Consider the following 26,990-nt stretch of genomic DNA (forward strand, 5'->3'; position numbering starts at 1 on the left):
ATTTCAAACCTTTGGCTCGGCCAGCCCGCGGATCAAGTCGGCGAAACCGGTCATATTGGCCTGGTGCAGCGCCTTGGCCGCCACCAGGCCGCGGTTGATCGCCGCCAGATGTTGCAGGGCGGCGTCGTCTTCGGCTTGGCTCATGGCGCGCATCAGTTCCGGCCCCAACCGGCCGACATCTTCGGCGATGGCGCCGTTGAGGCCGTCTATCACCCATTCGCCGTTGGCCGGCAGATTGGACAGCAGCGGCAGGCAGCCGTGGCCCATCGCCTCCAACAGGCTGATGCTGGTGGCGTCGGAACGCGGCACGCTGACAAAAACGCGGGAATCGGCGTACAGCTTGCCCAAAGTGGCGCTGTCGACGAAACCGGCGAAATCGATGCGCGTGAGACCCAGCGACGCCGCCAGTTGTTTCAAATTTTCAGTCTCGCTGCCGCTGGCGGCGACCACCAGCTCCCAGTCGCCAAAGCGGCCGCTCTTTTCCACCTCCGCCCACCCCTTGAGGATGGCGGCTATGCGATACAGCGGTTTGTGCAGCCGGCAAGACAGCACTTGTTTCTTTTTGGCGGCGATGGGGGGCTCGGGCGGCAGCGCGTCGATGCCGTAATTGAGCAGCGCAATGCGGCAATCACCCGCCAGTTCTCGTATTTTCGCCGCCATATACAGCGAATCCGAGGTGATCGCGGCGGCGGCCTGCAGATTGCCGCGCACCATGGCGCGCATCAGCGGGTTTTGACCGGGCAGCAGCAGCACGTCCGAGCCCCAGGCCGTCAGCAGCATGGGAATGCTCGAACCGGCCAGCGCGCGGCGCGCATGCCAGGCCACGCTATTGGCCTGATGCACATGGACCACGTCCGGCTTCACCTCGGCGATCCAGGCCTTGAGCCGCCCTGCGGTAGACAACGCCCTCAGGCTGAAATCCACGCGCAATTCGCCCTTGAGATTAGCCGGCCGCTTGTCGGCGGGAACCTCGCCATTGCAGGCCAAGTACAGCTCGTCCACATGCGGCGCGATGCCGGAGAGAAAACGCCAGGTATGAATGGAGGCCGAGCCCGCCACCAGCAGGCGGGCGATCTTGTCAGTCATTGGCCCAGGCCTCGTACAGATGATGCAGCTCCGGATTCTGCGCCAGCCACTCGGCGTCGGCCTCGCGGGTGTCGCCGACTACGCGCGCCGGATTGCCGGACAGGATGGCGAAATCGGGATACTCCCCGGCCTGCACGAAGCTGTAGGCCGACACGATGCTGCCCTTGCCCAGCGTGACGCCCGGCATCAACACGGAGTGCGGGCCGATGAAACTGTACTTGCCGAGCTTGGTCGGCTTTTTCAGATAACCGACGTGGTTGTCTCGGCTCAGGTATTCGCGGCCGTACAAGCGTATCGCCACATGGCTGGAGTGCGTCAGCAGCGACACATAATTGGTGATCTGGCAGCCTTCGCCTATGTACAAGCCGCCGGAGGCGTCCACCAGATTGAAGTGGCCGATATAGACATTGTCCTCGACCATCAGCTTGTCGATGTGTTCGACCCGCGTCATATTGGACAGGCGGGTACGCTTCAGGAACACACCGTCGCCGCGCTGAAAGCCGTATATCATGCGCGGCCGTACCCAGGCCGACAGCCGGAAGCGGATACGGCTGATAATTCCGTGCAAGTTCATCGCGCCGCCTTATAGAGCCAGGTGAAATAAGCCACGAAGTAAACGGCCATTACCACCGAAACCAACTGGAAAGTGGACACCGCATCCTGCCAGATATGGAAGCCCAGCCACAACGACCCCAGGAACAGCACGGCCTGCACTAGGGACAGGAAAAACGCGAACCGCTGGCGATTGATCACCGGCGGCACCATGCCCAAAGGCGAGGCGACAAAGTGGAACAGAATGAACAATGACATGGCCTCAGCATAGCGCCCAGCCTCGCTCCAGGCCGCGCCGAACACCAAGGTGAACAGCGGCTCGCCGAAGATCTGGATCACCAGGAAGGGAAATATCGCCATGCCGAACAGGGTCAGCATCATCTTGCGCAGAATGGGCCGCAGGGGCTGGTCCTGATTGCGCGCCTCGGCCAGCTCTTTGTACGCCACTTGGGCCACCGCCTGGCCGATGAAGGCCGCCGGCAATTTCAGCACCCGCATCATCAGGCCGTACATGCCGACCGCCGAAGTGCCGGCCAGCATGGTCAACGCCACCAGGGTCGCGGAATCCAGCAAGGCCGTGCTCAGCGCGTGCGGCGCATTGATCTTGGGAAACTCGATGTAGGCGATGGCAGCCTCGCGCATGCCCTGCCGCGTCACATCGCGGCGCCAGGCGAAGCGGGCTTTCATATCCGTCCATGCCTGGGCCAGCACCGAACCGATCTGTCCAGCCAACTGTCCCAGAATCAGACCGCCGGCGCCGGCGCCCAGCCAACCGGCCAACAGCTGAGTCCCGGCCATGCCGAACGACTGAGCCATGCGGCCGTTGGCATTGGCCTGGTAGCGGCGCTGACGGTTGTTCCAGTTGGTCCAGGCCTGCATCAATCCAGCCAGCAGCACCGACAAGGGCAGCAGGACCAGCCAGGACTCCAAGGCCGGCGCGCCCAAATGCGCCGCGATATGCGAGTGGCCGCCCAACATCACCACCAGCGCGATCAACATCGCCAGCGCCGCGGCGCATAACAAGGAGAGCCCCATCAAATTGCCGGCGCGCTTCTCCTCGGCCGGCAGCACGATGGCCATCTCGTAACGCGCGGTGGCCAATACCGCCAGCGTGGACATCCACGACACGTACACGGTCTGGATGCCGACCTCGTGCGGGTTGTACAGCCGGGTGATCAACGGCGAAACCAGCAGCGGCACCACCTGAGCCACGGCGGCGCCGGTGACCAGGGTGATGACATGGCGGACGAAGCCGGTTTTGGGCACGCGCAACGAAGACAAAGTCAGCATGCCCCTCAGTCCAAGGCCTTCTTCACTGCCTCGACAATCGCATCCTGCGCCGCTTCCGTCAGGAAGGGGTGCATGGGCAGGCTCATCACCCGCTTGCCGGCCGCCTCGGACAGCGGGAAGCTGCCTTCGCCCAGGCCCAGATGGGCGAAGGCCGGCTGCAGGTGCAGCGGAATCGGGTAGTGCACGGAGGTGGGCACGCCCAGCGCTTTCAGCTTGGCCTGCACCGCTTCGCGATCATCCACCTCGATGGTGTATTGGGCGTAGACGTGGGTATTGCCCGCGCCAATGACCGGCACGCGCGCCACATCTCGCAGCAGTTCGCTGTAGCGGGCGCCGATGCGCTCGCGGGCGGCCACCTCGTCGGCGAAGCTGGGCAGCTTGGCCAGCAGCACCGCGGCCTGGATGGTGTCCAGGCGGCCATTCAGGCCGATGATCGGGTGGTGGTAGCGGCGGTCCTGGCCATGCACGCGGATCTCGCGGATTTTCTTGGCCAGCGCGTCGTCGCTGGTGAACACCGCGCCGCCGTCGCCATAGCAGCCCAGCGGCTTGCTGGGGAAGAAGCTGGTGCAGCCTATGGTGGACAGATTGCCGGACTGCTTGCCGTGCTGGCTGGCGCCGAAGCTCTGCGCGCCGTCCTCGATCACCGCAATGCCGTGCTTGGCGGCGATGGCGTTGATGGCGTCGAAATCCGCCGCCTGGCCGTACAGGCTGACCGGCATGATGGCGCGGGTAGCCGGCGTGATCGCCGCTTCCAGCAGATTCGGGTCCAGGTTGTAGCTGATGGGGTCGATGTCGACGAACACCGGCTTGGCGCCCAGCAGCGCGATCATCTCGCCGGTGGCGATGAAGGTGAACGGGGTGGTGATCACCTCGTCGCCAGGGCCGATGTCCAGCGCCATCATCGCGATCAGCAGCGCCTTGGTGCCGTCGCAGACGCCGATGGCGTGCTTGGCGCCGGTATAGGCCGCCAATTGTTCTTCCAGTTCCTTCACTTCCGGCCCCATGATGTACTGGCCATGGTCCAGCACCGCGTGGATGCGGGCGTCGATGTCGGCTTTCAGATGCTGGTATTGCGCTTTCAGATCAATGAACTGGATGGACATAAGAGGATCAATCCCAAATCAAAATGGTTTATTCATGCATATAGCATGAAGAAGGAGCGGCCCGGCCTGACCGAGCCGCGTCAGGCCGCTTATGCGTCGTGCCGGATCGGCGAGCAGTGATTGCCGCCGATCTCGTAATGGATGCCGCAAACCACACAGGAATGGCTGCCGATGACATTGGGCAAGCGCTCGCCGCAGCCGCACATCCAACCTATGCGCTTGGCCGGCGCGCCCACCATCAGCGCATAGGCCGGCACGTCGCGGGTCACCACTGCGCCGGCGCCGATAAAGGCGTACTCGCCGACCGTATGGCCGCAGACGATGGTGGCGTTGGCGCCGATGGACGCGCCCTTCTTCACCACGGTGCGGCGGTACTCGTTCTTGCGGTTGACATGGCTGCGCGGATTGTTGACGTTGGTGAACACCATGGACGGTCCGCAGAACACGTCGTCCTCCAGCGTGACCGCGTCGTAGATCGACACATTGTTCTGCACTTTGACGTTATCGCCGATCAGCACGTCGTTGCCGACGAACACGTTCTGGCCGAACGAACAGCCCGCGCCGATCTTGGCGCCGCCGCAAATGTGCACCCAGTGCCAGACACGGGTGCCTGCGCCGATTTGCGCGCCGTCGTCAACAATGGCGCTGGGGTGTACGGTGTATTCCATGTCGGGAACCTTGCTCAGAAAAACAGGAAAAAGCCATCGGCGAAATACACGAGGCCGAGAGCGCCGATGGGCAAGCCGGCGTACCAGATCTGCTTGCGCTTGAACAAGCCCGCGATCGATGAAACCAGAATAGCCACCTGCAAGAAAATCACCGCCATGCCAAACGGCTTGCCCTGGCGCTGCGCTTGATTGCGTTCTTCTTCCAACTGGCGGGCGCTCTGCTCGATCTGCTTGCGCTCCGCCGCGTAGCGCCGGGCGCGCTGGTCGGCCTCAGCCACCGCGGCCTGATAGCGCTGGCGCTTGGCGGCGTCGGCGGCAGGCAGCGTATCCAGCTCCAGTTGCAGGCGATCGCGCGCTATCTCGTACTGATTGCCCTTGATCCCCTTGGCCTGATAATAGGCCCATTGATCGGAAGCCTGAGCCTGCGCGATCACGCTGCGGGTGGAATAGCCGCCGCCCTTGAAGGTGGACAGCGTCGCGCACACCGCCAGAATCACGGTGCACAACGCCAAATAATTAAGCCAGGGGTCTTTCTTTTCTTCCGCCATCGCGAACCAATTTCAACGTAACCAGGCCGGCCCGGCAGGGGCCGGCCAAAAACCGCCATCAATAATCCAGCGGCAGGCTGACGCGGCGGCCGTCGCGCGCGGACAGATACATCGCGATCAGCAGCTCCAGCGACTTCAGGCCTTCGCGGCCGTCGGTTTCCGGCGTGGCTTCGCCGCGCATGGTCTTGATCACATTGTCGTAGTACAGCGGATGGCCGAAGCCGTAGACGCTGGTGGTCGCGTAGCTGGCCTGTTTGATGTCCTCGTCCATCGCGTGCGGCTCGGCGAATTCCCAGTGCTGGATCTCGTTGACGGCCATGCCGCCGACGCGCACCGAACCCTTCTCGCCCAGGATGGTGATGCTGCCTTCCAGATTCCTGGGATAAGTCAGCATGGTGACGTTCATGCTGCCCAGCGCGCCGGAGCGCCACTTGACGCTGACGGTGCCGGTGTCTTCCACCTCGATATTGCGCGCCAGCGTGGCGGTGTAGGCCTGCACGCTTTCCACCGGGCCGATCAGCCAATCCAGCAAGTCCACATAGTGGCTGGCCTGGTTCATGAAGGCGCCGCCATCGAACTCCCAGGTGCCGCGCCAGCCGGCCGCGTCGTAGTACTCCTGCGGACGGGTCCAGAACACATTGACGTTGACCATATAGAGGCGGCCGAAGCGCTTTTCCGTCATCGCGCGCTTCAACAGCTGCAGCGTGTCGTTGCGGCGGTTCTGCTTGACCACGAACAGGTATTTCTTCGCCTTGTCCGCCGCCTTGACCATTTCCAGGCCATCTTCCCAGCGCGTGGCCATCGGCTTCTCGGTCATCACGTGGAAACCCGCTTCGGAACACTCTATGCTCTGTGTCGGGTGCAGACCGGACGGCGTGGTCAGGATGATGATGTCGGCCGCGGTCTGCGCCAGCATGTCGGTGAGATTGCTGTGGCCGCGGGCGCCGGTGCGCTCCACCGCCGATGCCAGCGCCGCCGGATCGATATCGCAGACATCGACCAGCTCGGCCCGGTCGGCGTGTTTTTCCAGCGCGCCGAAATGGTTGTTGGCGATGCGGCCGCAGCCCACCAGGGCAAAGCGGATCTTGCGGTCGGTAATCGGCGGGAGGTGCAGGGTGTGCATGGTGAAACCTTATGAATCAGCCGCGGAACCGGCGAAAAGCGCGAGAGGCCATGCCGGCCTCTCGCCTGTTTCACCGATTGCGCGGCAAAGATTTACGCTTTGACGATGTGGTCAGCCGGCTGCAGATACTTGCCGCGGCTGTCGACGATCAGTTTGGCCTGGGCCTTGATCAGTTCGTAGTCGAACTTGTCGTGGTCGGTGGCCAACAGCACGCAGTCATAGCCGGCGATGGACTCGGTGGTCAAGGCAACGCTTGAAAGCTCGAAGTGATGCTCGCGCATTTTCGGGAACACCGGCACGTGCGGGTCGCTGTAGGACACTTCCGCGCCCAGGTCGCGCAGTTTCTCCATCAGGAATACCGACGGGCTTTCGCGCATATCGTCCACGTTCTTCTTGTAGGCGATGCCCAGCACCAGCACGCGGCTGCCGTTGATAGCCTTCTTGCGCGTATTCAGCGCGGCGGCCACCTTGGCCACCACCCAGTCCGGCATATTGCTGTTCACTTCGCCGGCCAGTTCGATGAAGCGGGTGTTGACGCCGTACTCGCGCGCCTTCCAGGTCAGGTAGAACGGGTCGATCGGGATGCAGTGGCCGCCCAAGCCCGGGCCCGGATAGTAAGGCACGAAGCCGAAGGGCTTGGTGGCCGCGGCGCGGATCACTTCGTGAATGTCGATGCCCATTTTGTCGGCGACGATCTTCATCTCGTTGACCAGGCCGATATTGACCGCGCGGTGGATGTTCTCCAACAGCTTGGTCATTTCCGCGGCGCGGGTTGACGACACCGGCACCACCTTGTCGATCACCGCGCTATACAGGGCCACGCCGATTTCCTGGCAGGCTTCGCTATAGCCGCCGCATACCTTGGGAATGGTGCGGGTGGTGAAGTTCGGGTTGCCGGGGTCTTCGCGTTCCGGCGAGAACACCAGGAAGGCGTTCTCGCCCACCTTGAAGCCGCGCGACGCCATGCGCGGCAGCAGTTCTTCGTCCGTGGTGCCCGGGTAGGTGGTGGACTCCAGCGATACCAGATGGCCTTCGCGCAGATACGGCACCAGGCTGTCCATGGTGTCCAGCACGAAGCTGAGGTCCGGCTCGCGGTATTTGTTCAGCGGCGTCGGCACGCACAGGATCAGCGTGTCGGCTTCCGGCGCGCGCGAGAAATCGGTGGTGGCTTCGAAACCGCGCTCGCGGGCGGTGGCGATGCTTTCGGCGGAAATATGCTCGATGTAGCTTTTACCGGCCATCAGAGCGTCGACCTTGCTCTGGTCGATGTCGAAGCCCAGCACCTTGTAGCCGACTTCGGCGAAACGCAGCATCAGCGGCAGGCCGACATAGCCCAGCCCCACGATGCCGATCACAGCGGATTTGTCCGCGATACGATTGAGCAATTGCTGCTTGATCACGATGAATGTCCCAACAGGATGTAAAAGCTTGAGCGGCAGACGCCCGTCTGCCGCCCTGTCATTCGGTACTGCGTATGGTCCGGCCCCAAGCTGGCCGGAAACCGGCGTGCAAAGCGAGTGCGACTCGGCATTATACGCCGCCCGCAAGCGTTCTTGGGGTAAGCAAACGTAACCGCCGCGAGCTTTTCGCGGTGGATTTGCCCTGGCTCAGACCAGCAGGTGGCCGGCGGTCTGCTGATTGGTTTGCTTGAGCCGATTGACGAACTCGCCGAACTCCAGCCCGAAGCGCCCCTCCAGCTCGTCGGCGCGTTTCTTCAGCGCCTCCCACTGCGTCAGCGTCGGGCTCTGGCGGAAGGCCATCACGGCGACGTTGCCGTGGGTGGCGGCAGGCAGTTCGATCACTCGCCCCTCGAAAACGTTCAATAAGCGCTCGATGAAGGCATGGTAGCGCTTGTCGCCGCTCCACCAATTGGTGACGAACACGCCCTTGGGGCTCAGCGCGCGCTTGCAATCCTCGAAGAAGTCTTCCGTCGTCAGCGCGTCCACGATCTGCAGGCCGTCAAAGCCGTCCACCAGGATGGCGTCGGTGGAGCCGCGGAAGATCTTCACGTAGTCGGCGCCGTCAGCCTCGACGATCTCGAAGAAATCGCCCTCTTCCGGCAACTGGAAGAAAGCGCGCGCCACCGCGATCACTTGCGGATTGATGTCAACCGCCACGCTGACCGCGTCCGGCAGGTATTCATCGATGAAGCGGGCGAAGGAGCCGCCGCCCAAGCCTATCTGCAAGATATGCTTAGGGTCGTCGTTCCACAGCAGAAAGCCCATCATGGCGCGGCTGTAGCTGAGTACCAAATCCGGCGGATCGTCCAGGTCCATCGAGCTCTGGATGGTTTCCGAGCCCAGATGCAGCGAGCGGATATTGCCCTCTTCCGAGATTTCCACTTCCGGCATTTCCTCAACCGCCGCGCGCACGCGGCGACGGAACGGGTGCAAAGCCCTACGCGCCACAGTCGGTCTCCTTGGGGCGCGAATCCAGAATGCTGATGGTGCGCTTCTTCGGCGCCGCAGCCACGTCATCCGCATCCGGCGCCGGATCGCGGAATTCTTCCTTATCAAAGGCGGTATCGCCGTCTTCGAACGGCGCGTCACCAGTTTTCAAGGACGCGAAGTCATACAAGCCGGTGTCGGCCAGATGCGACGGGACCACATTCTGCAGCGCGCGGAACATGCTCTCGACGCGGCCGGGGAAGCGCTTGTCCCAGTCGTTGACCATTTCCTTCACCACCTGGCGTTGCAGATTGGGCTGCGAGCCGCACAGATTGCACGGGATGATCGGAAATTCTTTCCAATCGGCGTAGCGGATGATGTCCTTCTCGCGGCAGTAGGCCAGCGGGCGGATCACCATGTGGCGGCCATCGTCCGACACCAGCTTGGGCGGCATCGCCTTCATCTTGCCGCCGTAGAACATGTTCAGGAACAGCGTATGCAGGATGTCGTCTCGATGATGGCCCAGCGCGATCTTGGTGGCGCCCAGCTCATCGGCCACGCGATACAGAATGCCGCGGCGCAGGCGCGAGCACAGGCTGCAGGTGGTCTTGCCTTCCGGCACCAGTTTCTTGACGATGGAGTAGGTATCCTCCTCGACAATGCGGTATTCCACGCCTATGGACTGCAGGTATTCCGGCAGCACATGCTCGGGAAAACCCGGCTGCTTCTGGTCCAGATTGACCGCGACGATGGAGAAGTCGATTGGCGCGGATTTCTGCAGGCCCAGCAGAATGTCCAGCAAGGTGTAGCTGTCCTTGCCGCCGGACAGGCAGACCATCACGCGGTCGCCTTCTTCGATCATATTGAAATCATTGATGGCGTCACCGACGTGGTGGCGCAGGCGCTTGGCTAGTTTATTGCCTTCAAACGCGGCCTTCTTGGCCTTGTCGTCGAGCGCGGCGTTCAGTTCGGACATGGGTACGGCTAAGAAATTGAAAAACAGGCGATTTTACCGGTTCCCGCCGCCAAAATCCATGGCGGCGGAAAACCGTCACAACACGATGCCGCGGCCGCCGTCCACCGCCAGTATCTGCCCGGTGACATACGTCGCATCCAGCAGCAGGAAAGCCACCGCGCGCGCGATGTCTTCCGGCACGCCGGTGCGCTGCAGCGGAATGCTGGCCTCTATCCTGGCGCGAACCTCGGGGCCGAATGATTCCGCGCCGTCCGGCCACAGATTGACGCCCGGCGCCACGCCGTTGACGCGCACCGCCGGCGCCAGTTCGATGGCCAGGCTGCGAATCAGCTGCGCGTGGCCGGCCTTGGCCAGGTTGTACACCACGTGGCGCGCCATCGGCCGGTCCACATGGATGTCGGCGATGCCGACGATGGCGCCGCCGCGCCGCGTCAGCTCCGGCGCCAGCGCCTGGCTCAGGAACAGCGGCGCTTTCAGGTTGCTGCCCATCAGATCATGCCAGGCCGCCTCGTCTATCTGCCCCACCTCGGTCGGGAAGAAACTGGAGGCGTTGTTGACCAGGCCGTCGACACGGCCGAACGCCTCCAGCGCGCGCTCGGCCAAATTCGGCAGGGCGGCCGTGTCCAACAAATCGGCCTGAACCAGCGCCACGCTGCCCGGCCGGCTGCCATTCAGTTCCGCCGCCAGCGCCTCGGCCTCGGCGCGCGAGCCGCGATAATGCAGCACCAGCTTCAAGCCTCGGCCATGCAGCAAGCGCGCGATGCCGGCGCCCACCCGGCGCGCGCCTCCAGTAATCAGAACCACGCGTTCGTCTTGTTCTTGCTCTGTCAGCATTGCTTCCTCGTTTAGAATTGCCTCTTCACGGGCGCGGCGCTTTGCACCACAATCGCGCCACATTGTAGCAGGACGAACACCATGACCACCCTACCCGCCGCCAGCCCCGAAGCGCTGGCCGTCAGCCAGGCCCTGTGCGGCCGCATCAGCCAGGCCATCGCCGACGCCGGCGGCTGGATACCGTTTTCGCATTATATGGAATTGGCGCTCTACGCGCCCAGCATGGGCTATTATGCCGCCGGCAGCCGCAAGCTGGGCGAGGCCGGCGACTTCATCACAGCGCCGGAACTGACGCCGCTGTTCGGCCAGTGCCTGGCGCGCCAGCTGGCCGAACTGCTGCCGCAGACGGCCGGCGCGGTCTACGAGTTCGGCGCCGGCACCGGCAAGCTGGCCATCGATCTGCTGCGCGAGCTGGAAGCCTTGAACCAGCTGCCGGCCAAATACGTGATCCTGGACCTATCGCCAGACCTGATAGACCGCCAGCGCGACAATATCCGCGCCGCGCTGCCGCATCTGGCCGACCGGGTGGAATGGGCCAGCAGCCTGCCGGACGCCATAGACGGCGTCGTCATCGGCAATGAGCTGCTGGACGCCATGCCCTGCGAGATGGTGTTCCGCGACGGAAACCGCCAGCTGCGCCAACGCGGCGTGACGGTTCGCGACGGCGCGCTCGCTTACGAAGACCGCGACTTCGCCGACGCCGCGCTGGCCGAACTGGCCGCGCAGCTGGTGCCGGACATTCCGCGCTACGAAACCGAAATCAGCCTAACCAATCGCGGCTTCATCGCCACCCTAGCCGGCGCGCTGACGCGTGGCGCGATATTGCTGATCGACTACGGCCACGCCGCATCCGAGTACTACCACCCCGAGCGCAGCATGGGCACCTTGCTGGGGCACTACCGCCATCACACGGTGCAGGACCCGTTCTACCTGCCCGGCCTGATGGACCTGACCTGCCACGTGGACTTCAGCGCCGTCGCCCAGAGCGGCATAGACGCCGGGCTGGACCTGATAGGCTACGCCAACCAGGCGCAATTCCTGCTCAACTGCGGCCTGACCGAGCGGCTGCAGCGTCTGGATCCGAACGACGTCAAAACCTATCTGCCGGTGGCCAAGGCCGCGCAGCGGCTGCTGTCGCCGCAGGAAATGGGCGAAACCTTCAAGGTGATAGGCTTCGGCAAGGGCGTGTCGATAGACTGGCTGGGCTTTGCTCGCGGCGACCGCTGCTACACCCTGTGATTTTTCGAATCAGGGCTTGACAGCCCGCCCCTTGCTGCGTATATTTCGCGTCTCGGTGCGGCAGCATCGAAATGTGGCGAATTAGCTCAGTCGGTTAGAGCGACGGAATCATAATCCGCAGGTCCGGGGTTCGAGTCCCTGATTCGCCACCACAGTTTGATGAGAAGACGCGCAAGCGGGTTCTCGCGGCGAATTAGCTCAGTCGGTTAGAGCGACGGAATCATAATCCGCAGGTCCGGGGTTCGAGTCCCTGATTCGCCACCAATAACATCAAGGGGTTACAAGATTTTTCTTGTAACCCCTTGATGCATTTCAAGCTCATGTAGGTACTATGTAGGCATTTACAGCCCGCATAAATCCATCTCCGTACATGCTCACGTCTCGCTCTGGGCAATTCTGCAAAAAACAAATCATTCAGCCCTCAAAGACCGTCCGCCGGATGTTTTAAGCAACGATGCCTACACGCGCCTACATCGCGACAGATAGGCTTTGACCGGATCGCCGCTGCGGACTTGGGTCTCCTGGCCAGTGCGCGCCAGCGCCCACAGCTTACTGTCCGCCCTTCAATACACCCGCGGTCCAGCTCGAAACCACCGGCATGCACCAGGTCGTTGTAGAAGCTCAGCACCTCATGCGGCTGCACCACCTTGTGACGGTTGAACACCACCGACAAGGGCGCGAAAGTATCCGAGCGGTACAGCACCTTAGCGTCGGCATGTGGCCGGATATGCATGCCGCCCGGTGCCACATTGAACAGCACGTCGCTCTGCTCGATGGTCCAATTCACCCCCGCCTCGCGTTGCCAGATGTTTACCGGCAGCCCCTCAGACAAACGATTGCCCAGCCCATGCCACGGAGTGGCGCCAACGTAGGCCATGGTTTCCACTAGATGCGCCATTTCACTCTCCCAGAAATAGAACCCCCGGCGCGTGGCCGGGGCGATGAACGGATGCGGGTGGTAGCTCAGGGAGGTGATATGTGGGTGAACATTTTTGAAAAGTTGATTTGCTCCCCCAGCACTGCAATCTGCTCGTTGGTCAAAGTAATGAACCACTCGGCGATCACCCGTTCCAAGGCATGCAGCCGCTGCTTGAACGACGCCAGATCGTGACGTAGTACAACAGAGTGGACACCAGATGGCGAAACAAACACGCTACGCCGGCGCAGTTCGTTGCTGACGGGAGCCTGACGATGCATGGGCTGATCGGTCGCATGACCCCACCTTTCAGCAAGGCCTGGCTGTCAGATCAAGTCTGAACTTCTACAGATGATGATGTGCGAGCCCAGTTTCTTGGGCTTGCGCCGTTATGACATTAGAGTGCCGAGGCCCTGGCAGGTCAACTCTCTTCTACAGTCTCTTGTGCATCTTTAGATAATGTCGCAGTAGGCTGAACCATCAATCGTGCCATTCCTATAGGCTCGCCGCTAAACGCACAGTAGCCATAGCTGCCGTTACGAATACGCTGAAGTGCCTGTTCTATGCGTTGCAACTGTAGCTTTTCATGTTCTTGAACTGTTAAGTCAACTCGGTATTCCTCTCTCTGCAGGGATCGCTCCTCCGAGTCAGAAATTTCGAGGAACGCCTGTAGATGATCTTGGGTTTCTTGTAGCGCTTGGAGTGATATTTCTCGATACCGCAAAAGCACCGTCTTCAAGACCACTATTTGTTGTCGAGACAGCCCATTACTAGACTTAACCCTGGGGCCAGATAACTGTAAATTCGACATAGTATTTCTCTCATTCATGCTTATTCCGCAATAAAGCTTCAACAATCGGCGCATACACGGGAGCAGACTCTTCAGACCAGTTATTCTCCTGAGCCAAGAGCGTAGCCTTGTACTCCGCCATTTCATAAAGGGGGTAAATATGAAAAGGTAGAAGACCCCTTGCATTGTGTACTGACCAGCCTACAAAATCGCCAGCGGAGTTACGTTCTATTTCAATGTGATATCTTGACATGAAAGACTCCTTATCTTTTCAGCAGGCGTACAAGTTTGCGGATGGATAGCACAATGGAGACCGACCACCGCCACTCTCACCATAAAAGGCAATGAAAATCCCCCAAAATTTTCTCACGACCAAAATGACAAATAACTTCCATCGCGCAATCCAATACCCAAAGCAGCCATCACACTTACAAAAATTGAATAAAAACTGCTGCATTAACCATTTTTTTACATAAAACTGAGACCATAGGTCACACCATTAGGAATGGTCTGATCAAGTCGCTCTCAAAAAATCCGCCAAGTCGAAAATCATATCCTTCCAGATCTTGCCTGGTAGGTTTTGGGACTTGCTCAAACAGTTTACTGTAGTAGGTTAAATTATTTTTTGGGCAAGCTCAGTGCGTTAACGCACAGAGCTATTTCTACTTAGTCAATATAATGTATCATTTTCACAGCACCGGCTACCAAAAATAGAGAAAACACTGCATCGCAGCAAATCCAAACCTGACAATACTACTTATTGCATAATGATTTTTGAGCTACTATAGATAACCATCCCCCGCAAAACTATAAAATGGCACTTACACTTAACTCCATGGCATCAAGAAGCACTCCAATAAATTAAATACATGTACAACACAGTCATTAATGTAATTAACTGAAATCTCAACCAATTTATATTGCAATTATCTAGATAATTTTCATGAATGCCTCAATGGCATAATCGGGGGAGTGACTTAACCATCTCGGAGACTATCATGTCTAAAATCTTAGAAAGCAACAGTTCGTCTGATAATGCGACAAATACAATCTTGAAGCTCTTCCAAGCCTCATTAAATGCTACTGAGCGCTTGGCTAAGCTGCAGGTAAAAATGTCAAAGGAAGTGATTGACTATCATGCCGCAGTGATAAATGAATTCTCATCATCGCCCAATTCACATGATTCATTTTCTAAAATTGGGGAGCTTTCTAGCGATGCGGTGAATAAGGTATTTTCCCACTCTAAAGATGTATATGATATTTTCTCTGAATCGCAAAACGAAATGTCAAAATTGCTCGGCAAAGCATCCAGCCCAATGATGCATGATTGAGAATAGCGCCCAGAGCCTGCCCCTGCAGGCTCCTTTGCCAACTCACCAAAAAAACTACAACCACCTCAAACACATTGCATGCCCACTCAGCAGGAGCAGGCGCTCATCCCACTCTCAAGCTATTACTCCGGCAGCTCAATTCCGTACAGAAACATTCCCTGACCCCTTGATTTACAAGGCAGGTGCTGTACGGAAAGTTGCTGCCGGATTAACAGCGAGCAAAGAAGCAATAAGCGAATTAACGCTCCATCACATAAAGGCCGGGAGCTGTCTCTAGCGCAGGGTATGATGCACATCCCATCGCGGGCGGCACAACTGGCTCGCCAGACTGATGTGCCAGCCATTTTTCCCATACCGGCCACCAAGACCCATGTTGCGACCGCGTTGTTTCCAACCAGGTGTCCGGATCCGTATATCGATCTTTTCGACCTCCGACTGATAAGCGGAAATATCGGCCAGGATGTCCCGGCTCGCTGATAATCCCCGCATTATGCCCACCACTTGTCAATAGAAAATGACTATCCACATCCAATGCCAGCTGGATCTTATAGACGGATCGCCAAGGAGCAACGTGGTCTATCTCGGTAGCCACCACAAATACTGGCGTCCGGATATCGTGCAAGACTACGGGACGGCCATCCACCTGATAACGTCCCTCAAACAAATCGTTATCGAGAAACAAGCGCCGTAGGTATTCGCTGTGCATCCGATACGGCATACGAGTACTGTCGGCATTCCAAGCCATTAAGTCGGTCATCGACGCGCGTTGTCCCAACAGATATTCCTGCACCAATTGCGACCAGATCAGATCGTTGGAGCGCAGCAACTGAAATGCGCCAGCCATCTGCTTGGCGTCCAGATAACCATGACCCCACATGATGTCTTCCAAATATGAAATTTGGCTTTCATCAATAAACAGCATCAATTCTCCGGCTTCGGTGAAGTCGATTTGCGCCGCGAGCAAGGTAATAGATTGGATGACGGAATTGTTTTCCCTAGCCAAGTAAGCCGCCGTGATGGCGAGCAAAGTGCCGCCCAGGCAGTAACCGAGCGCATTGACCCGACATCCCGGCAGGATTTGGCCGATGATATTCAGCGCATCCAACACTCCTAGGCGCAAATAATCGTCCATTCCCAAATTGCGGTCGTCCGCCCCCGGATTGCGCCAAGAGATCATGAACACGGTATAACCATGCTCGACCAAGTAGCGCACCAACGAATTGTGCGGCGACAGGTCCAGAATGTAATATTTCATGATCCAGGCGGGAATGAATAGCACCGGCTGAGCCTTCACCAGTGGCGTCATTGGAGAGTATTGGATCAATTCCATCAGATGGTTGCGAAAGACAACCTTGCCTGGCGTGGTGGCAACCGTTTCGCCTGGAATGAACTGCTCAGCTCCCCAAGGCGGCCGCCCTGTCGATATACGCTCCCAGTCTTCCTGCAGATTGCGCCAACCGCGCAACAGATTTTGCCCACTTTCTCGCAAGGTGCTCTCCTGCGCCAGTGGATTGGTGGCCAGAAAATTCACCGGAGACATCATGTCCAGCAGTTGACGCGCCATAAAGGACACCATCTGCTCATGATGGGCGGACACGCCTCTGATGCTGGTCGTGGCATTGAGCCACCACTGTTGCTGCAATAGAAAAGCCTGCGAATACAGATTAAATGGCCAGCGCTGCCAGGCTTCGTCGCGGAAGCGTTTGTCCTGTTCAAGGGGCACAACGCAGGGAGCGCAAGCCGAGCCGACGCAGGCGCGCGGCAGGTAATGCGTCAGCTTGGCCCATTTGCTGGTTCCGCTATGCGCCAAATGCGCCCACTTTCCGGGTGAGATGGCGAAATGCGTGGCCCAGTCGTAAAAGGCCAAGGCCAGACTGGCGGGTGACAGCCCCAAAGTGGCGCGCGACATCTGGGCATGCAACATCTGATCGAAAGCGCAGGACCACTCTAGGTCCTGCATCGGGACCGAAGGTGGCTTTTCCATATCAGGCTGGCTGCCCCCCCAAGGGGATAAAATGGTCCAGGGCTGCAGCCAGGCGTCAACGGCTCGCGCCGGCCATCGCACGGGAGGCGAATCCCACGCTGGTACATGAAGACTATCGTCCACCTTGCCTCCTGGCACATTGAAGCGCGCGCTCTAGCAATCGTACTGCCTTAATTGCCGCGAAAACTCCGGCAAGCCGTCAATACCGCTGCTTTCAGCCCGCCGGCACCAGTCCTCCAATTGGCTGGACAACAGCGCGGTGGAACAGGCGGAACGTTCCCACAGCGAGGCAAGCTCGCGCCTCATCGTGTAAATGGTATTCAGCGCCATGCTGAGCGGCAGCACCCGTTCTAAAAGCTCGCCATCCGGCAGCGGTTCCCGAGCGGCATGACGCAACCAGCGACGAGTCGTTTCCAGCCCCGCAGCCAGATACAGCCCTTCCAGCCGACGCAGCTCCACAGACGCAGTCCGGTGCAGGGCGTGATCGAACCGCTCCAATACCAGATAACGATGGGCAATGACTGCATTCATGGTCTTTTCATCGCAATGCAGTTTGAGCGGATTCTGGCGCAAGGGGGGCAATGGCTGGCGCACCATGGCCAAACGCAAACAGGCGAGCAAGCGGATGTACGCCCAACCGATATCGAATTCCCACCACCGGGCAGACAGTTTGGGAGAGGTAACATAAGCGTGGTGATTGTTATGCAGCTCCTCGCCCCCAATCAGCACACCCCACGGCACGATGTTGCGCGAGGAGTCGTTGGTCGCAAACAAGCGATAGCCCCAGTAATGGCCGATGCCGTTTATAACGCCCGCTGCAAAAACAGGAATCCACAGCATCTGTACCGCCCAAACACTCAATCCGACAGGGCCGAACAACAGTAGGTCAATCAGCAGCATCAAGCCCACCCCCAGCGCGGAGTGGGTGGTGTAAAGCCGTCGCTCCAGCCAATCATCCGGGGTGTTGCCGCCATAATGCTCCAGCATCACTTGGTCACCGGCCGCGCGGCGATACAGCTCGCTGCCCTGCAGCAAAACCGTCGTGAGCCCGAAACATTGCGGACTGTGCGGGTCGCCCTGGGTATCGGTCACTGCATGATGCTTGCGGTGAATGGCGACCCATTCACGAGTCACCATGCCAGTGGTCAGCCACAGCCAGAACCGAAAAAAATGGCTAGCCAGCGGATGCAGCTGCAAGGCCTGGTGCGCCTGATGCCGGTGAAGAAAGATGGTGACCGCGGCAATGGTGACGTGGGTGAGCCCCAGCGTCGCCAGGACAAGCCCCCACCAGGGCAGATCAAGTAGGCTCAGTTGCATGCAACCTCCTTGGCAAGTAGCGAACCGCCGCTTGCCGCTTATCCGGCGCCGCTTGCGGCGCGCAAGTCGGCTTCCGCAGCTCCCGCATGATTGACTGCCGGGGTCGGCGCGACGCTTCGGCCGGATGCAGGCTTTTTCAACGTAGCGGCCAGCGGATTCAAACTATCCACCATCGCGCTGGGGATCAGAATCGTCGTGCCGCGCTCCTTGGTGGTTTCATAGATAATGTTCATCGCTCGCAATTGCAGCGCTGCCGGATGTTCCGCGTAGATATTCGCCGCTTCGACAAACTTACTGGCTATTTCCGCTTCGGCGGAACCCAGAATAATCCGGGCCTGTTTTTCGCGCTCGGCCTGCGCCTGGCGAGACATGGCGTCCTGCAGTGCCTCCGGAATGGCGACATCGCGGATTTCCACCGAGCGCACGGTAATGCCCCATTCCGCGGTTTTCTCTGCGATCTTGCCGCACAGATCCTGTACCATGTTTTGACGGTCGCTGAGCAGTACCGCCAACATCGAGGAACCTATCATTTCGCGTAGCGAAGTCTGCGCGACTCGATCAATCGCTTGGCTATAGTCAGTGATGGCCAAGGCCGCTTTTTTCGCGTCATGCACATGCCAGAAGATGATCGCGTCCACATTCACCGGCACGGTGTCGCGGGTCAGCGCCTGCTCGGCATTGAAGGCGGTGGTCTGGATTCTTTCATCAATGGTGGCTACCACGCGGTCCACCACCGGGATGATCAAAAACAGGCCCGGACCATTCACGCCGCGCAACTTGCCGGCGCGCAGCACCACGCATTTTTGCCAGGTGTTGGCCATACGCAAGGATTGCGCAACAATCACGGCGCACAGCCACAGTAAAATGGCCAGCGGCAGATAGCCTACGGCATAAGCCAGCGCGCCGGACAAAAAGAAAACAGCGACAATAAACGAAGTGATGGAGTTCATGGCGGCACTCCTTGCCTGAGGTTTGAACGCAGGTGCTGACGATGCTTCAGCATCGGCGCTTTTGCCATGCCCCATCTGTACGCTGTCATACATAGGGATGAAAATTGAGGCCTTGTGTCATTTCAAACACATCGCTGCTCTGGGGCGCAGAACGCAATAGACAGGGAGATGACGGCTCGCCCGTCGCGCCTGCGGCTCGCTTTCAGCAATGCGGTTTTCTTTCATAATGGCTTGAAGACTGGAGAAGACATGGGCAGCAATGATGACCCCAGGCGGAATGGCTTGCTCGCAAAACTGCCCGAACTCGAATGGCAAAGATTGGCCCCGCAGCTGGAGCCGGTGGAAATGCCATTGGGCAAGGTGCTGTATGAACCAGGCTGCACGCTAAGCCATATCTACTTTCCGAGCACTGCCATCGTCTCGCTGCTCTACGTGATGGAGGATGGCGCCTCTGCGGAAATCGCCGTGGTCGGCCTTGAGGGGGTTGTCGGCATTGCCTTGTTCATGGGCGGCGAAACGACGCCGAGCCGCGCGGTGGTGCAAAGCGCCGGCCAGGGCTACCGACTGAGGGCCGAAATTTTAAAGGATGAATTCAAACGCGCGGGCTCGATGATGCATCTGCTGCTGCGCTACACCCAGGCATTAATCACCCAGATGGGACAAACCGCCGTATGCAATCGACATCACTCGCTGGATCAACAACTGTGCCGCTGGCTATTGCTGAGCCTGGATCGGCTGCAAGGCAATGAGTTGGTCATGACGCAGGAGCTGATCGCCAATATGCTGGGCGTGCGTCGCGAGGGCGTCACTGAGGCCGCGCTTAAGTTGCAGAAGGCTGGACTGATCCACTATGCGCGCGGCCATATCACCATTGTGGATCGAGACGGACTGGAAAAGCGCACTTGCGAATGCTACGACGTCGTGAGAAAAGAGTATCAACGCTTGTTGAACGCGCCGCTATCTCGGTAAGCCTGATGGCGTTGACTGGGCGGCATCGCGCAACCAGCGGCGCGCTGCCCGACAAGACAGGTACACTCACGATGCCGCCAGCAGTTGTCGCAACACATAGGGCAGAATGCCGCCATGGCGGTAATACTCTACCTCCACCGGAGTGTCGATGCGCAGCAGCAACGGCAGTTGCCGGATCCGCCCATCGGCATTCCGCACTGTCAGCGTCACTTCTTGCCGGGGCAGGATGCCGCGCTCCAGACCGCTCAGGTCGAATAGCTCATCCCCCCTCAGGCCTGCGGCGCTGTCGGAACCGGTGAATTGCAACGGCAACACGCCCATGCCCACCAGATTGGAGCGGTGGATGCGCTCGAAGCTGCGGGCGATGACCGCTTTCACTCCCAGTAATCGAGTGCCTTTGGCTGCCCAATCGCGGCTGGAGCCGGTGCCGTATTCCTCGCCAGCGAAGATCAGTGTTGGCGTGCCAGTCCGCTGGTACTCCATCGCCGCATCGTAGAGGAAGCGCTGCGCGCCATCCGGCTGGCTCAGCGTCAACCCGCCCTCCACCGGCTTGCCGTCGGCATCCGGCGGCAGCATCAGATTGCGGATGCGCACATTGGCGAAGGTGCCGCGCATCATCACTTCGTGGTGGCCGCGGCGCGAGCCGTAGCTGTTGAACTCCAACGGCGCAATGCCCCCTTGTTGCAGGTATTGCCCGGCCGGGGAGCTTGCCTTGATCGAACCGGCCGGGCTGATGTGATCAGTGGTGACCGAGTCGCCGAAGATGGCTAGCGCCCGCGCGCCCTGCACCTGCGGCACCGCCGCCGGCTGCAGGGCAAAATCCTGAAAGAATGGCGGCTCGGCGATATAGCTGGACGCCTCCCAGCCATACACCAGCCCGGTCGGCGCGGCGATGCCGCTCCACAGCGGATTGCTGTCGACAAAGTCCTGGTACAGGCGGCGATAGGTGGCCGGATCGGTGGCCTGCGCCTGCGCGGCGGCCACTTCCTGGCCGCTGGGCCAGATTTCGCGCAGCCACACCGGCCGGCCGACGCTGTCCACGCCCAAGGGCTCGCTGTCCAGGTCGATGTCCACCCGACCGGCCAGCGCGAACGCCACCACCAGCGGCGGGCTCATCAGGAAATTGGCCTTGATCGCCGGATGGATGCGCGCCTCGAAATTGCGGTTGCCGGACAACACGGCGGCGCAGATCAGGTCCTTGGCGGCGATTTCCGCCTCCAGCGTCGGCTCCAGCGGCCCGGAGTTGCCGATGCAGGTGGTGCAGCCGTAAGCCACCACCCGGAAACCCAGCTGCTGCAAGGACGGCAGCAGGCCGGCCTTGTCCAGATAATCGGTGACCACCCGCGAGCCCGGCGCCAGCGAGGTCTTGATGCGCGGGGCCACCCTCAGGCCGCGCGCGGCGGCCTTTTGCGCCAGAAGGCCGGCCGCCAACATCACGCCGGGGTTGGAGGTGTTGGTGCAGGAGGTGATGGCGGCGATCAGCACCGCCCCATGTCCCAGCGCGCCATCAGCCGCCGGCGCGGCGCCGGCCTTGCCGTAACCGCCGCTGGACGCCGGCTGCGCCAGCAGCTCATGGAAACGGGACTTCAGCGCCGGCAGCGCGATGCGGTCTTGCGGCCGTTTCGGCCCGGCCACGCTGGGCACAATGCCGGCCAGGTCTAATTCCAGCGTCTGGCTATAGTCGATCGCGCCGGCCTGCGGCATGCCGAATAGGCTCTGCGCTTGAAAATAGCGGCGGAAGGCATCGACCTCCTCTTCGCTGCGTCCGGTGGCGGAGAGATAGGCCGCCGCCTGTTCGTCCGGCGGAAAGAAACCCATGGTGGCGCCGTATTCCGGCGCCATATTGGCCAGCGTGGCGCGGTCCGGCAGCGTCAGGCTGGCTGCGCCCGCACCGAAGAATTCGACGAACTTGCCCACAACCTGGGCCTGGCGCAGCCTCTCCGTCACCGCCAGCACCAGATCTGTGGCGGTCACGCCCTCGCGCAGCCTGCCGGTCAGATGGACCCCCACCACATCCGGCGTCAGCAAATAGACTGGCTGCCCCAGCATGCCAGCCTCGGCCTCGATGCCGCCCACGCCCCAGCCGACTACGCCCAGCGCGTTGATCATGGTGGTATGCGAATCGGTGCCCACCAGCGTATCCGGGTAATAGACATCATTTTTGCGCAACACGCCGCGCGCCAGATATTCCAGATTCACCTGATGGACAATGCCGATGCCCGGCGGTACGACCCGGAAGGTTTTGAACGCCTGCATCCCCCATTTGATGAAGCGGTATCGTTCGGCATTGCGGCGGAACTCCAACTGCATGTTCAGATCCAGCGCATCGCTCTCGCGAAAGTGATCGACTTGCACCGAATGGTCGATCACCAAGTCCACCGGCACCAACGGCTCGATCAGCCTGGCCGGCTTGCCGAAGCGTTGCGCCACACCGCGCATCGCCGCCAGATCGCACAGCAGCGGCACGCCGGTGAAGTCCTGCAGCACAATGCGCGCCACCACGAAGGGAATCTCCTCGCTGCGCGCCGCCTGCGGCTGCCAGTTGGCCAATTGCCGCACATGTTCCTCGGTGATGCGCTGTCCATCCAGATTGCGCAGCAACGACTCGAGCACGATGCGCAGCGACACCGGCAGGCGGCTGACATCGCCGACGCCCAGCTCGGCCAATGCCGGCAGGGAATGAAACTGGGCCAACTGGCCAGAGGCCAACGGGAACTTGCGTAAACTGTCATGGGCACGCAGGGACATGAGGAACTCCGGTGAGAAGGCCGACAGCAACGATACAGGCGAGATCAGCTTTGACTATGACTCATAAATAGAGTTCTACCAGATGGAGCCAATCGAGATGAGCAAAGCACGACGTGCGGAGACCGATAGCTTCGGCCCGATTGACGTGGCAGAGAGCGCGCTATGGGGCGCGCAGACCCAGCGCTCGCTTGAACACTTTGCGATTTCCAGCGAGCGAATGCCGCCGGAACTGATTCTGGCGCTGGCTATGGTGAAGCGCGCGGCGGCGCTCGCCAATCAGGAGCTAGGGCTACTGAACGAGGCCAAAGCCCAGGCAATCGTCACCGCCTCGGATGAAGTGCTGGCAAATCAGCACAGCAAGCAATTCCCCTTGTCGCTTTGGCAGACTGGCTCGGGGACCCAGACCAATATGAACCTGAACGAAGTGTTGGCCAATCGCGCCTCAGAATTGCTGGGCGGAAAACGCGGCCCGTCGCGGCAGGTTCACGCAAATGACGAGGTCAATCTCGGCCAGTCGTCCAATGATGTGTTTCCCACCGCGATGCATGTGGCGGCGGTGATCGGGCTGAATCATAGGCTGCTGCCCAGCCTGGCTCGGCTGCGGCAGGCGTTAGAGGAAAAGTCGCTCGAATTCGCCGACATCATCAAAATCGGCCGCACCCACCTTCAGGATGCCACGCCGCTTACGCTGGGCCAGGAAATCTCAGGCTGGGCCGCCCAGCTGCAACATGCTGAACAGGCGATTCAGCTCAGCCTGCCGGCGCTGTGCCAATTGGCGATAGGCGGCACCGCAGTCGGCACCGGCCTCAATACCCATCCGCACTTTGGCACCAAGGTGGCGGACATACTGTCTACCCAGACTCATTTGCCCTTTGTAAGCGCTGTCAACAAGTTCGCCGCATTGGCCAGCCATGATGCGCTCACTTCAGCCCATGGGGCGCTGAAAACCTTGGCCGCCTCGTTAATGAAGATAGCTAACGACATCCGCTGGCTCGCCTCCGGCCCACGATGTGGCTTGGGCGAACTGGCTCTCCCGGAAAATGAGCCAGGCAGCTCCATCATGCCGGGCAAGGTCAACCCTACTCAATGCGAAGCCATCACCATGCTATGCTGCCAAGTAATGGGTAACGATGTAGCGATTTCCATCGGCGCGGCCTCAGGCAATTTCGAACTGAATGTATTCAAGCCGCTAATCGCGCACAATTTCCTTCAAAGCGTACGCCTGCTGACCGATGGCATGGCCAGCTTGCGCCAACACTGCGTGCAGGGCATGCAGGCCAGGCGCGAGCGCATCGGCCAACTGTTGGAGCAGTCTCTGATGCTTGCCACCGCGCTCAATCCCCATATCGGCTATGACAAGGCAGCCGCCATCGCCCGGCACGCTCATCAGTGCGGCGGCACGCTGAGGCAATCTGCGCTGGAGTTAGGCTATCTCAGCGGAGAACAGTTTGATGCCTGGGTCAGACCGCAGGATATGATATAAAAAATGCATAGTTTATAACTTTTTCAACAAAAAACCGCTAATTGCTCCTAAACTGCTGCTTAGGCGAGCCTGGGAAAACCTATTAGGGCTTATCGCAAAAATCCGGGCTCGCCTAGGCTTTGTGGGCTGACCGCATGAGCACATCTGCCCCGTAGCAGTGCCGAAGCACCAGGAAAGCCTACAAGCAAGCCCTGATACGGCGTGGCACCTGTCCATCTGGCTAAATACCAGCATGATGTGGCAGACAAGGCCACAGAGGATGCTAACCCAAGCGCAGACCTACAATGATGCGGCCATTACGGTCTGTTTAACCATCAAGAATCCGTTTGGGCTGGCGTTAAGACAGACCATCGGTTTCATCCAAAGTCTGTTCAAGCCGACAGGCCCGGGCTTGAGCCTCCCGAACGACTGCCCCCTGTTTTGGCGTCAGCAAACGCTGCAAGTCAGCATTCCCCATAACAAGAGTAAGCGCATTGCATCCAGCCTGCATGAGCGGCAGCAGCGCTTTAGATAGCAAGACACGCAATGCGGCGTTTGCGGCGCGTGATGCCACGGGGCGTATCCCCATGCGACGATAGAAAGGGATTTCACTGGGCAAGTACTCGGCACAAGACTCTCCGGGCCCCCAAGTGATGGGACAGGACAATCAGGAAACGCTGGAGCGACTGCCATCGCCTCAACTTGATGAAAATCAAGATGCATTGCTTCAAACGGCAGGGAAAAGCATGATGATCCGGCGCGTCGATGGCCAAGAGATAACGCTGCAAGTGAGTAGAAACGCTTCAGTATGCAGGCCCATCCATGCACGGTAGTGGTAGCATAAATCGGCTCTAAGAAAGAGGAGAATCATCTTGTTTTGGATTTATGCAACAGGGTCGCTCAGAAATGAAACCATGCACAAAAAATCGAAATGCGTTAAAGCAGAGTCATTCATCAACTGAACCATTCTACTTTAAACATCGCCCCTATTTTACTTGACTATTAAAACTGAAAACATAAAACACCTTACCACTCTATCAAACTGGAAGAGTGAGCCCTGAATGCGGAAATTTTAAACACTCAATTACGCTCACCGCCAAGGAGGTATGAATGGACCTGCCTTCCATATTCAATAGAAAAAATACTATCGACTGTGATCCGTATAAAAAATGGTCAATTCAAGCCAGGCTTCGATTGGCGGACTCTCTTTTCACAAACACTAGCGAAGGGATATGCATCACTGACAACAATCAAAAAGTGTTAGAAATCAATCAAACGCTTTGCCAAATCACGGGATTTAGCAATGAAGAAATTCTAGGCAATACACCTAAAATTTTCGCATCTGAAATTCATAGCAGACATTTTTTTGCGACCATGTGGCAAGAAATATACAAGCAAGGACAATGGCAAGGGGAAGTCTGGAATCGACATCACAACGGCAGCTTGTATGCCATACGACTTAGCATTTCAGCAGTTTATGATTCATATCGAAAAATAACTCATTACGTCGGAATTATGGGAGACATAACCCAACAGAAACTGGATTTAGCTGCAATCACTCAAAACGCTCACATTGACTCACTAACAGGCCTTCCCAATCGACTACTTTTCAAAGACAGATTTCTTCAGGCCATCTCCCAAGCGGATCGAAATAAAACACAGCTTGCCGTGTGCTTCTTAGACCTAGATGATTTTAAAATTATCAATGACCAGCATGGCCATCATAGTGGCGATATTGTTTTAAAAGAGGTTGCTAATCGCTTGTCAATTACGATCAGAGCAGGAGATACTGCCGCCAGACTGGGGGGAGATGAATTTGTTTTATTGCTGTCGGGACTAAAAAAAAGGTCTGAATGCCCTATGATTCTAAAAAGAATAACAGATGCCCTACGCCAACCAATCAATTTTCATGGCAATATTACCATCCCCAAAACAAGTATGGGAGTCTCCATCTATCCATTGGATGCAAGCAATCCTGACGTTTTAGTAGCTCTCGCCGATGCTGCAATGTATCGAGCAAAAAAATCGGGAGGAAACCAAATAGCTTATCATTTCAAAAAAGACTAGTTAATTGAATAAGGACATTTAAAGAATGGCATATGTTATTTTTACAAATAGATATCATATTGATGATAAATCAGTTAGCTAAATTCTGGTAGACCGCCACTTCCATTGGCTTGCCATCATCAAAAATGTTAGCCATACCGACAGACAAGCTCATAGAATATCAATCACAGTGCAATTTAGCCTAAGCATATATGCTATCCCGGTTAAATTCCTTCGTTCTACTATATGAAATTCAAGTTATTGCTACAGCCAAAGATACGGACCTTAATCAGGGCCTCCGCACTCGAACGGCATGTATGACTCGCTGAGTAGTCAAAGCCTTGCATAAGCCGCTTGGAATCGCGTCTACTACCCGACTTTGCCCGCATGAATGTGAGCACGCCTGGAGTCAGCCTGATGCAAGCCCTTGAACACATTGACGATCCCCGCCAGACCAGCAATGGCACCTTGCACGATTTCCGCGAAATCCTCGTCATCGCCATCTGCGCGATGCTGTGCGACAACGACACCTTCGAGGAAATGGTCGCCTGGGCGCGCTACAAGCAGGACTGGCTGCAGCGCTTCCTGAGCCTGAAGCATGGCATCCCGTCGGAAGACACTTTCTTGCGCATTTTCCGCTTGATGGACCCCAAGCAATTTGAATGCGCCTT

The 26,990-nt window shown here is 58.6% G+C and carries 25 protein-coding genes, 2 tRNA genes and 1 pseudogene; 9 read left to right on the forward strand and 19 right to left on the reverse strand.

The genetic code is table 11. The features are described from left to right. Positions 1-3: 3 nt before the first annotated feature. From C2I19_RS13975 to C2I19_RS14025, 11 genes are all read right to left on the reverse strand, one after another. Entirely contained in the window at positions 4-1,086 is a 1,083-nt protein-coding gene (locus tag C2I19_RS13975; protein ID WP_103903310.1) for a glycosyltransferase family 4 protein, read from the reverse strand. Next, positions 1,079-1,660, reverse strand: coding sequence for an acyltransferase (locus tag C2I19_RS13980; protein WP_233201202.1), 582 nt, complete (start codon positions 1,658-1,660; stop codon positions 1,079-1,081). The genes C2I19_RS13975 and C2I19_RS13980 overlap by 8 nt, the downstream gene beginning before the upstream one ends. Beyond that, on the reverse strand, positions 1,657-2,928 hold the full coding sequence (locus tag C2I19_RS13985) for a lipopolysaccharide biosynthesis protein (RefSeq protein WP_103903311.1): 1,272 nt from the start codon (positions 2,926-2,928) through the stop codon (positions 1,657-1,659). Before C2I19_RS13985 ends, C2I19_RS13980 begins: the two co-directional genes overlap by 4 nt. 5 nt (positions 2,929-2,933) lie before the next feature. Then, positions 2,934-4,031 (reverse strand): DegT/DnrJ/EryC1/StrS family aminotransferase, encoded by a 1,098-nt coding sequence (locus C2I19_RS13990; protein WP_103903312.1) that lies wholly within the window; start codon positions 4,029-4,031, stop codon positions 2,934-2,936. Between the two features lie 89 nt (positions 4,032-4,120). After that, a complete protein-coding gene (locus C2I19_RS13995; RefSeq protein ID WP_103903313.1) occupies positions 4,121-4,699 on the reverse strand; it encodes an acyltransferase in 579 nt (192 codons plus the stop codon). Between the two features lie 14 nt (positions 4,700-4,713). Further along, positions 4,714-5,247, reverse strand: a complete 534-nt coding sequence (locus C2I19_RS14000; protein ID WP_103903314.1) for a DUF4337 domain-containing protein — start codon at positions 5,245-5,247, stop codon at positions 4,714-4,716. Positions 5,248-5,305: 58 nt separating this feature from the next. Then, positions 5,306-6,370, reverse strand: a complete 1,065-nt coding sequence (locus tag C2I19_RS14005) for a Gfo/Idh/MocA family protein (RefSeq protein ID WP_103903315.1) — start codon at positions 6,368-6,370, stop codon at positions 5,306-5,308. 92 nt (positions 6,371-6,462) lie between these two features. After that, positions 6,463-7,767, reverse strand: coding sequence for a nucleotide sugar dehydrogenase (locus C2I19_RS14010; protein ID WP_103903336.1), 1,305 nt, complete (start codon positions 7,765-7,767; stop codon positions 6,463-6,465). Between the two features lie 210 nt (positions 7,768-7,977). Further along, positions 7,978-8,778 carry a polyamine aminopropyltransferase gene (locus tag C2I19_RS14015; RefSeq protein WP_103903316.1) on the reverse strand — a complete coding sequence of 267 codons (801 nt, stop codon included), beginning with the start codon at positions 8,776-8,778 and terminating at the stop codon, positions 7,978-7,980. Continuing rightward, entirely contained in the window at positions 8,768-9,733 is a 966-nt protein-coding gene (gene ttcA / locus C2I19_RS14020) for a tRNA 2-thiocytidine(32) synthetase TtcA (RefSeq protein ID WP_103903317.1), read from the reverse strand. Before ttcA ends, C2I19_RS14015 begins: the two co-directional genes overlap by 11 nt. 75 nt (positions 9,734-9,808) lie before the next feature. Further along, positions 9,809-10,567 carry a pteridine reductase gene (locus tag C2I19_RS14025; RefSeq protein WP_103903318.1) on the reverse strand — a complete coding sequence of 253 codons (759 nt, stop codon included), beginning with the start codon at positions 10,565-10,567 and terminating at the stop codon, positions 9,809-9,811. Positions 10,568-10,648: 81 nt separating this feature from the next. Here C2I19_RS14025 and C2I19_RS14030 point away from each other — a divergent pair, with 81 nt between their 5' ends. From C2I19_RS14030 to C2I19_RS14040, 3 genes are all read left to right on the forward strand, one after another. Continuing rightward, complete coding sequence (locus C2I19_RS14030) at positions 10,649-11,806, forward strand: class I SAM-dependent methyltransferase (protein ID WP_103903319.1); 1,158 nt, start codon at positions 10,649-10,651, stop codon at positions 11,804-11,806. 75 nt (positions 11,807-11,881) lie between these two features. Continuing rightward, positions 11,882-11,958, forward strand: a tRNA-Met gene (locus tag C2I19_RS14035). Positions 11,959-11,993: 35 nt separating this feature from the next. Further along, a tRNA-Met gene (locus tag C2I19_RS14040) sits at positions 11,994-12,070 on the forward strand. 157 nt (positions 12,071-12,227) lie between these two features. Here C2I19_RS14040 and C2I19_RS14045 read toward each other — a convergent pair. The 4 genes from C2I19_RS14045 to C2I19_RS22010 all read right to left on the reverse strand — a co-directional run bounded on the left by C2I19_RS14045 (position 12,228) and on the right by C2I19_RS22010 (position 13,765). After that, positions 12,228-12,704, reverse strand: a complete 477-nt coding sequence (locus C2I19_RS14045) for a DUF932 domain-containing protein (RefSeq protein ID WP_233201203.1) — start codon at positions 12,702-12,704, stop codon at positions 12,228-12,230. Between the two features lie 65 nt (positions 12,705-12,769). After that, positions 12,770-13,003: a hypothetical protein gene (locus tag C2I19_RS14050; protein ID WP_103903320.1), complete on the reverse strand. Its 234-nt coding sequence runs from the start codon at positions 13,001-13,003 to the stop codon at positions 12,770-12,772. A 140-nt stretch (positions 13,004-13,143) separates the two neighbouring features. Then, positions 13,144-13,551, reverse strand: coding sequence for a TraR/DksA family transcriptional regulator (locus C2I19_RS14055; RefSeq protein WP_158253710.1), 408 nt, complete (start codon positions 13,549-13,551; stop codon positions 13,144-13,146). Further along, positions 13,544-13,765 carry a hypothetical protein gene (locus tag C2I19_RS22010; RefSeq protein WP_158253711.1) on the reverse strand — a complete coding sequence of 74 codons (222 nt, stop codon included), beginning with the start codon at positions 13,763-13,765 and terminating at the stop codon, positions 13,544-13,546. Before C2I19_RS22010 ends, C2I19_RS14055 begins: the two co-directional genes overlap by 8 nt. Positions 13,766-14,510: 745 nt before the next feature. On the opposite strand from C2I19_RS22010, the gene phaP reads away from it, so the two are divergent. After that, a complete protein-coding gene (phaP, locus tag C2I19_RS14060; RefSeq protein ID WP_158253712.1) occupies positions 14,511-14,843 on the forward strand; it encodes a TIGR01841 family phasin in 333 nt (110 codons plus the stop codon). Between the two features lie 238 nt (positions 14,844-15,081). Here phaP and C2I19_RS14065 read toward each other — a convergent pair whose 3' ends face one another. From C2I19_RS14065 to C2I19_RS14075, 3 genes are read right to left on the reverse strand one after another with little or no spacing between them, the layout of a single operon-like run. Beyond that, positions 15,082-16,950 carry a PHA/PHB synthase family protein gene (locus tag C2I19_RS14065; protein ID WP_233201204.1) on the reverse strand — a complete coding sequence of 623 codons (1,869 nt, stop codon included), beginning with the start codon at positions 16,948-16,950 and terminating at the stop codon, positions 15,082-15,084. A gap of 30 nt (positions 16,951-16,980) precedes the next feature. After that, positions 16,981-18,144 (reverse strand): DesA family fatty acid desaturase, encoded by a 1,164-nt coding sequence (locus tag C2I19_RS14070; RefSeq protein ID WP_103903324.1) that lies wholly within the window; start codon positions 18,142-18,144, stop codon positions 16,981-16,983. Between the two features lie 38 nt (positions 18,145-18,182). Continuing rightward, positions 18,183-19,094: a slipin family protein gene (locus C2I19_RS14075; protein ID WP_103903325.1), complete on the reverse strand. Its 912-nt coding sequence runs from the start codon at positions 19,092-19,094 to the stop codon at positions 18,183-18,185. A 114-nt stretch (positions 19,095-19,208) separates the two neighbouring features. Here C2I19_RS14075 and C2I19_RS14080 point away from each other — a divergent pair, with 114 nt between their 5' ends. Further along, positions 19,209-20,063: a Crp/Fnr family transcriptional regulator gene (locus tag C2I19_RS14080; RefSeq protein ID WP_233201205.1), complete on the forward strand. Its 855-nt coding sequence runs from the start codon at positions 19,209-19,211 to the stop codon at positions 20,061-20,063. A gap of 66 nt (positions 20,064-20,129) precedes the next feature. Here the strand turns inward: C2I19_RS14080 and acnA are convergent, their stop codons facing one another. Beyond that, the gene (gene acnA, locus C2I19_RS14085) at positions 20,130-22,811 is read right to left on the reverse strand and encodes an aconitate hydratase AcnA (RefSeq protein ID WP_103903327.1); all 2,682 of its coding nucleotides are present in this window, start codon (positions 22,809-22,811) and stop codon (positions 20,130-20,132) included. A 97-nt stretch (positions 22,812-22,908) separates the two neighbouring features. Between acnA and fumC the strand changes: the two genes are divergently transcribed. From fumC to C2I19_RS14105, 4 genes and pseudogenes are all read left to right on the forward strand, one after another. Beyond that, a complete protein-coding gene (gene fumC, locus C2I19_RS14090) occupies positions 22,909-24,294 on the forward strand; it encodes a class II fumarate hydratase (RefSeq protein ID WP_103903328.1) in 1,386 nt (461 codons plus the stop codon). Between the two features lie 191 nt (positions 24,295-24,485). Continuing rightward, positions 24,486-25,117, forward strand: a pseudogene (locus C2I19_RS22985) (transposase). Between the two features lie 266 nt (positions 25,118-25,383). Next, entirely contained in the window at positions 25,384-26,340 is a 957-nt protein-coding gene (locus C2I19_RS14100) for a sensor domain-containing diguanylate cyclase (RefSeq protein WP_103903330.1), read from the forward strand. A 396-nt stretch (positions 26,341-26,736) separates the two neighbouring features. After that, the coding region (locus C2I19_RS14105; protein ID WP_199181183.1) for a transposase family protein at positions 26,737-26,990 on the forward strand (254 nt) is incomplete at its 3' end.

This window comes from Chromobacterium alticapitis (genome assembly GCF_002924365.1).
Classification (GTDB): domain Bacteria; phylum Pseudomonadota; class Gammaproteobacteria; order Burkholderiales; family Chromobacteriaceae; genus Chromobacterium; species Chromobacterium alticapitis.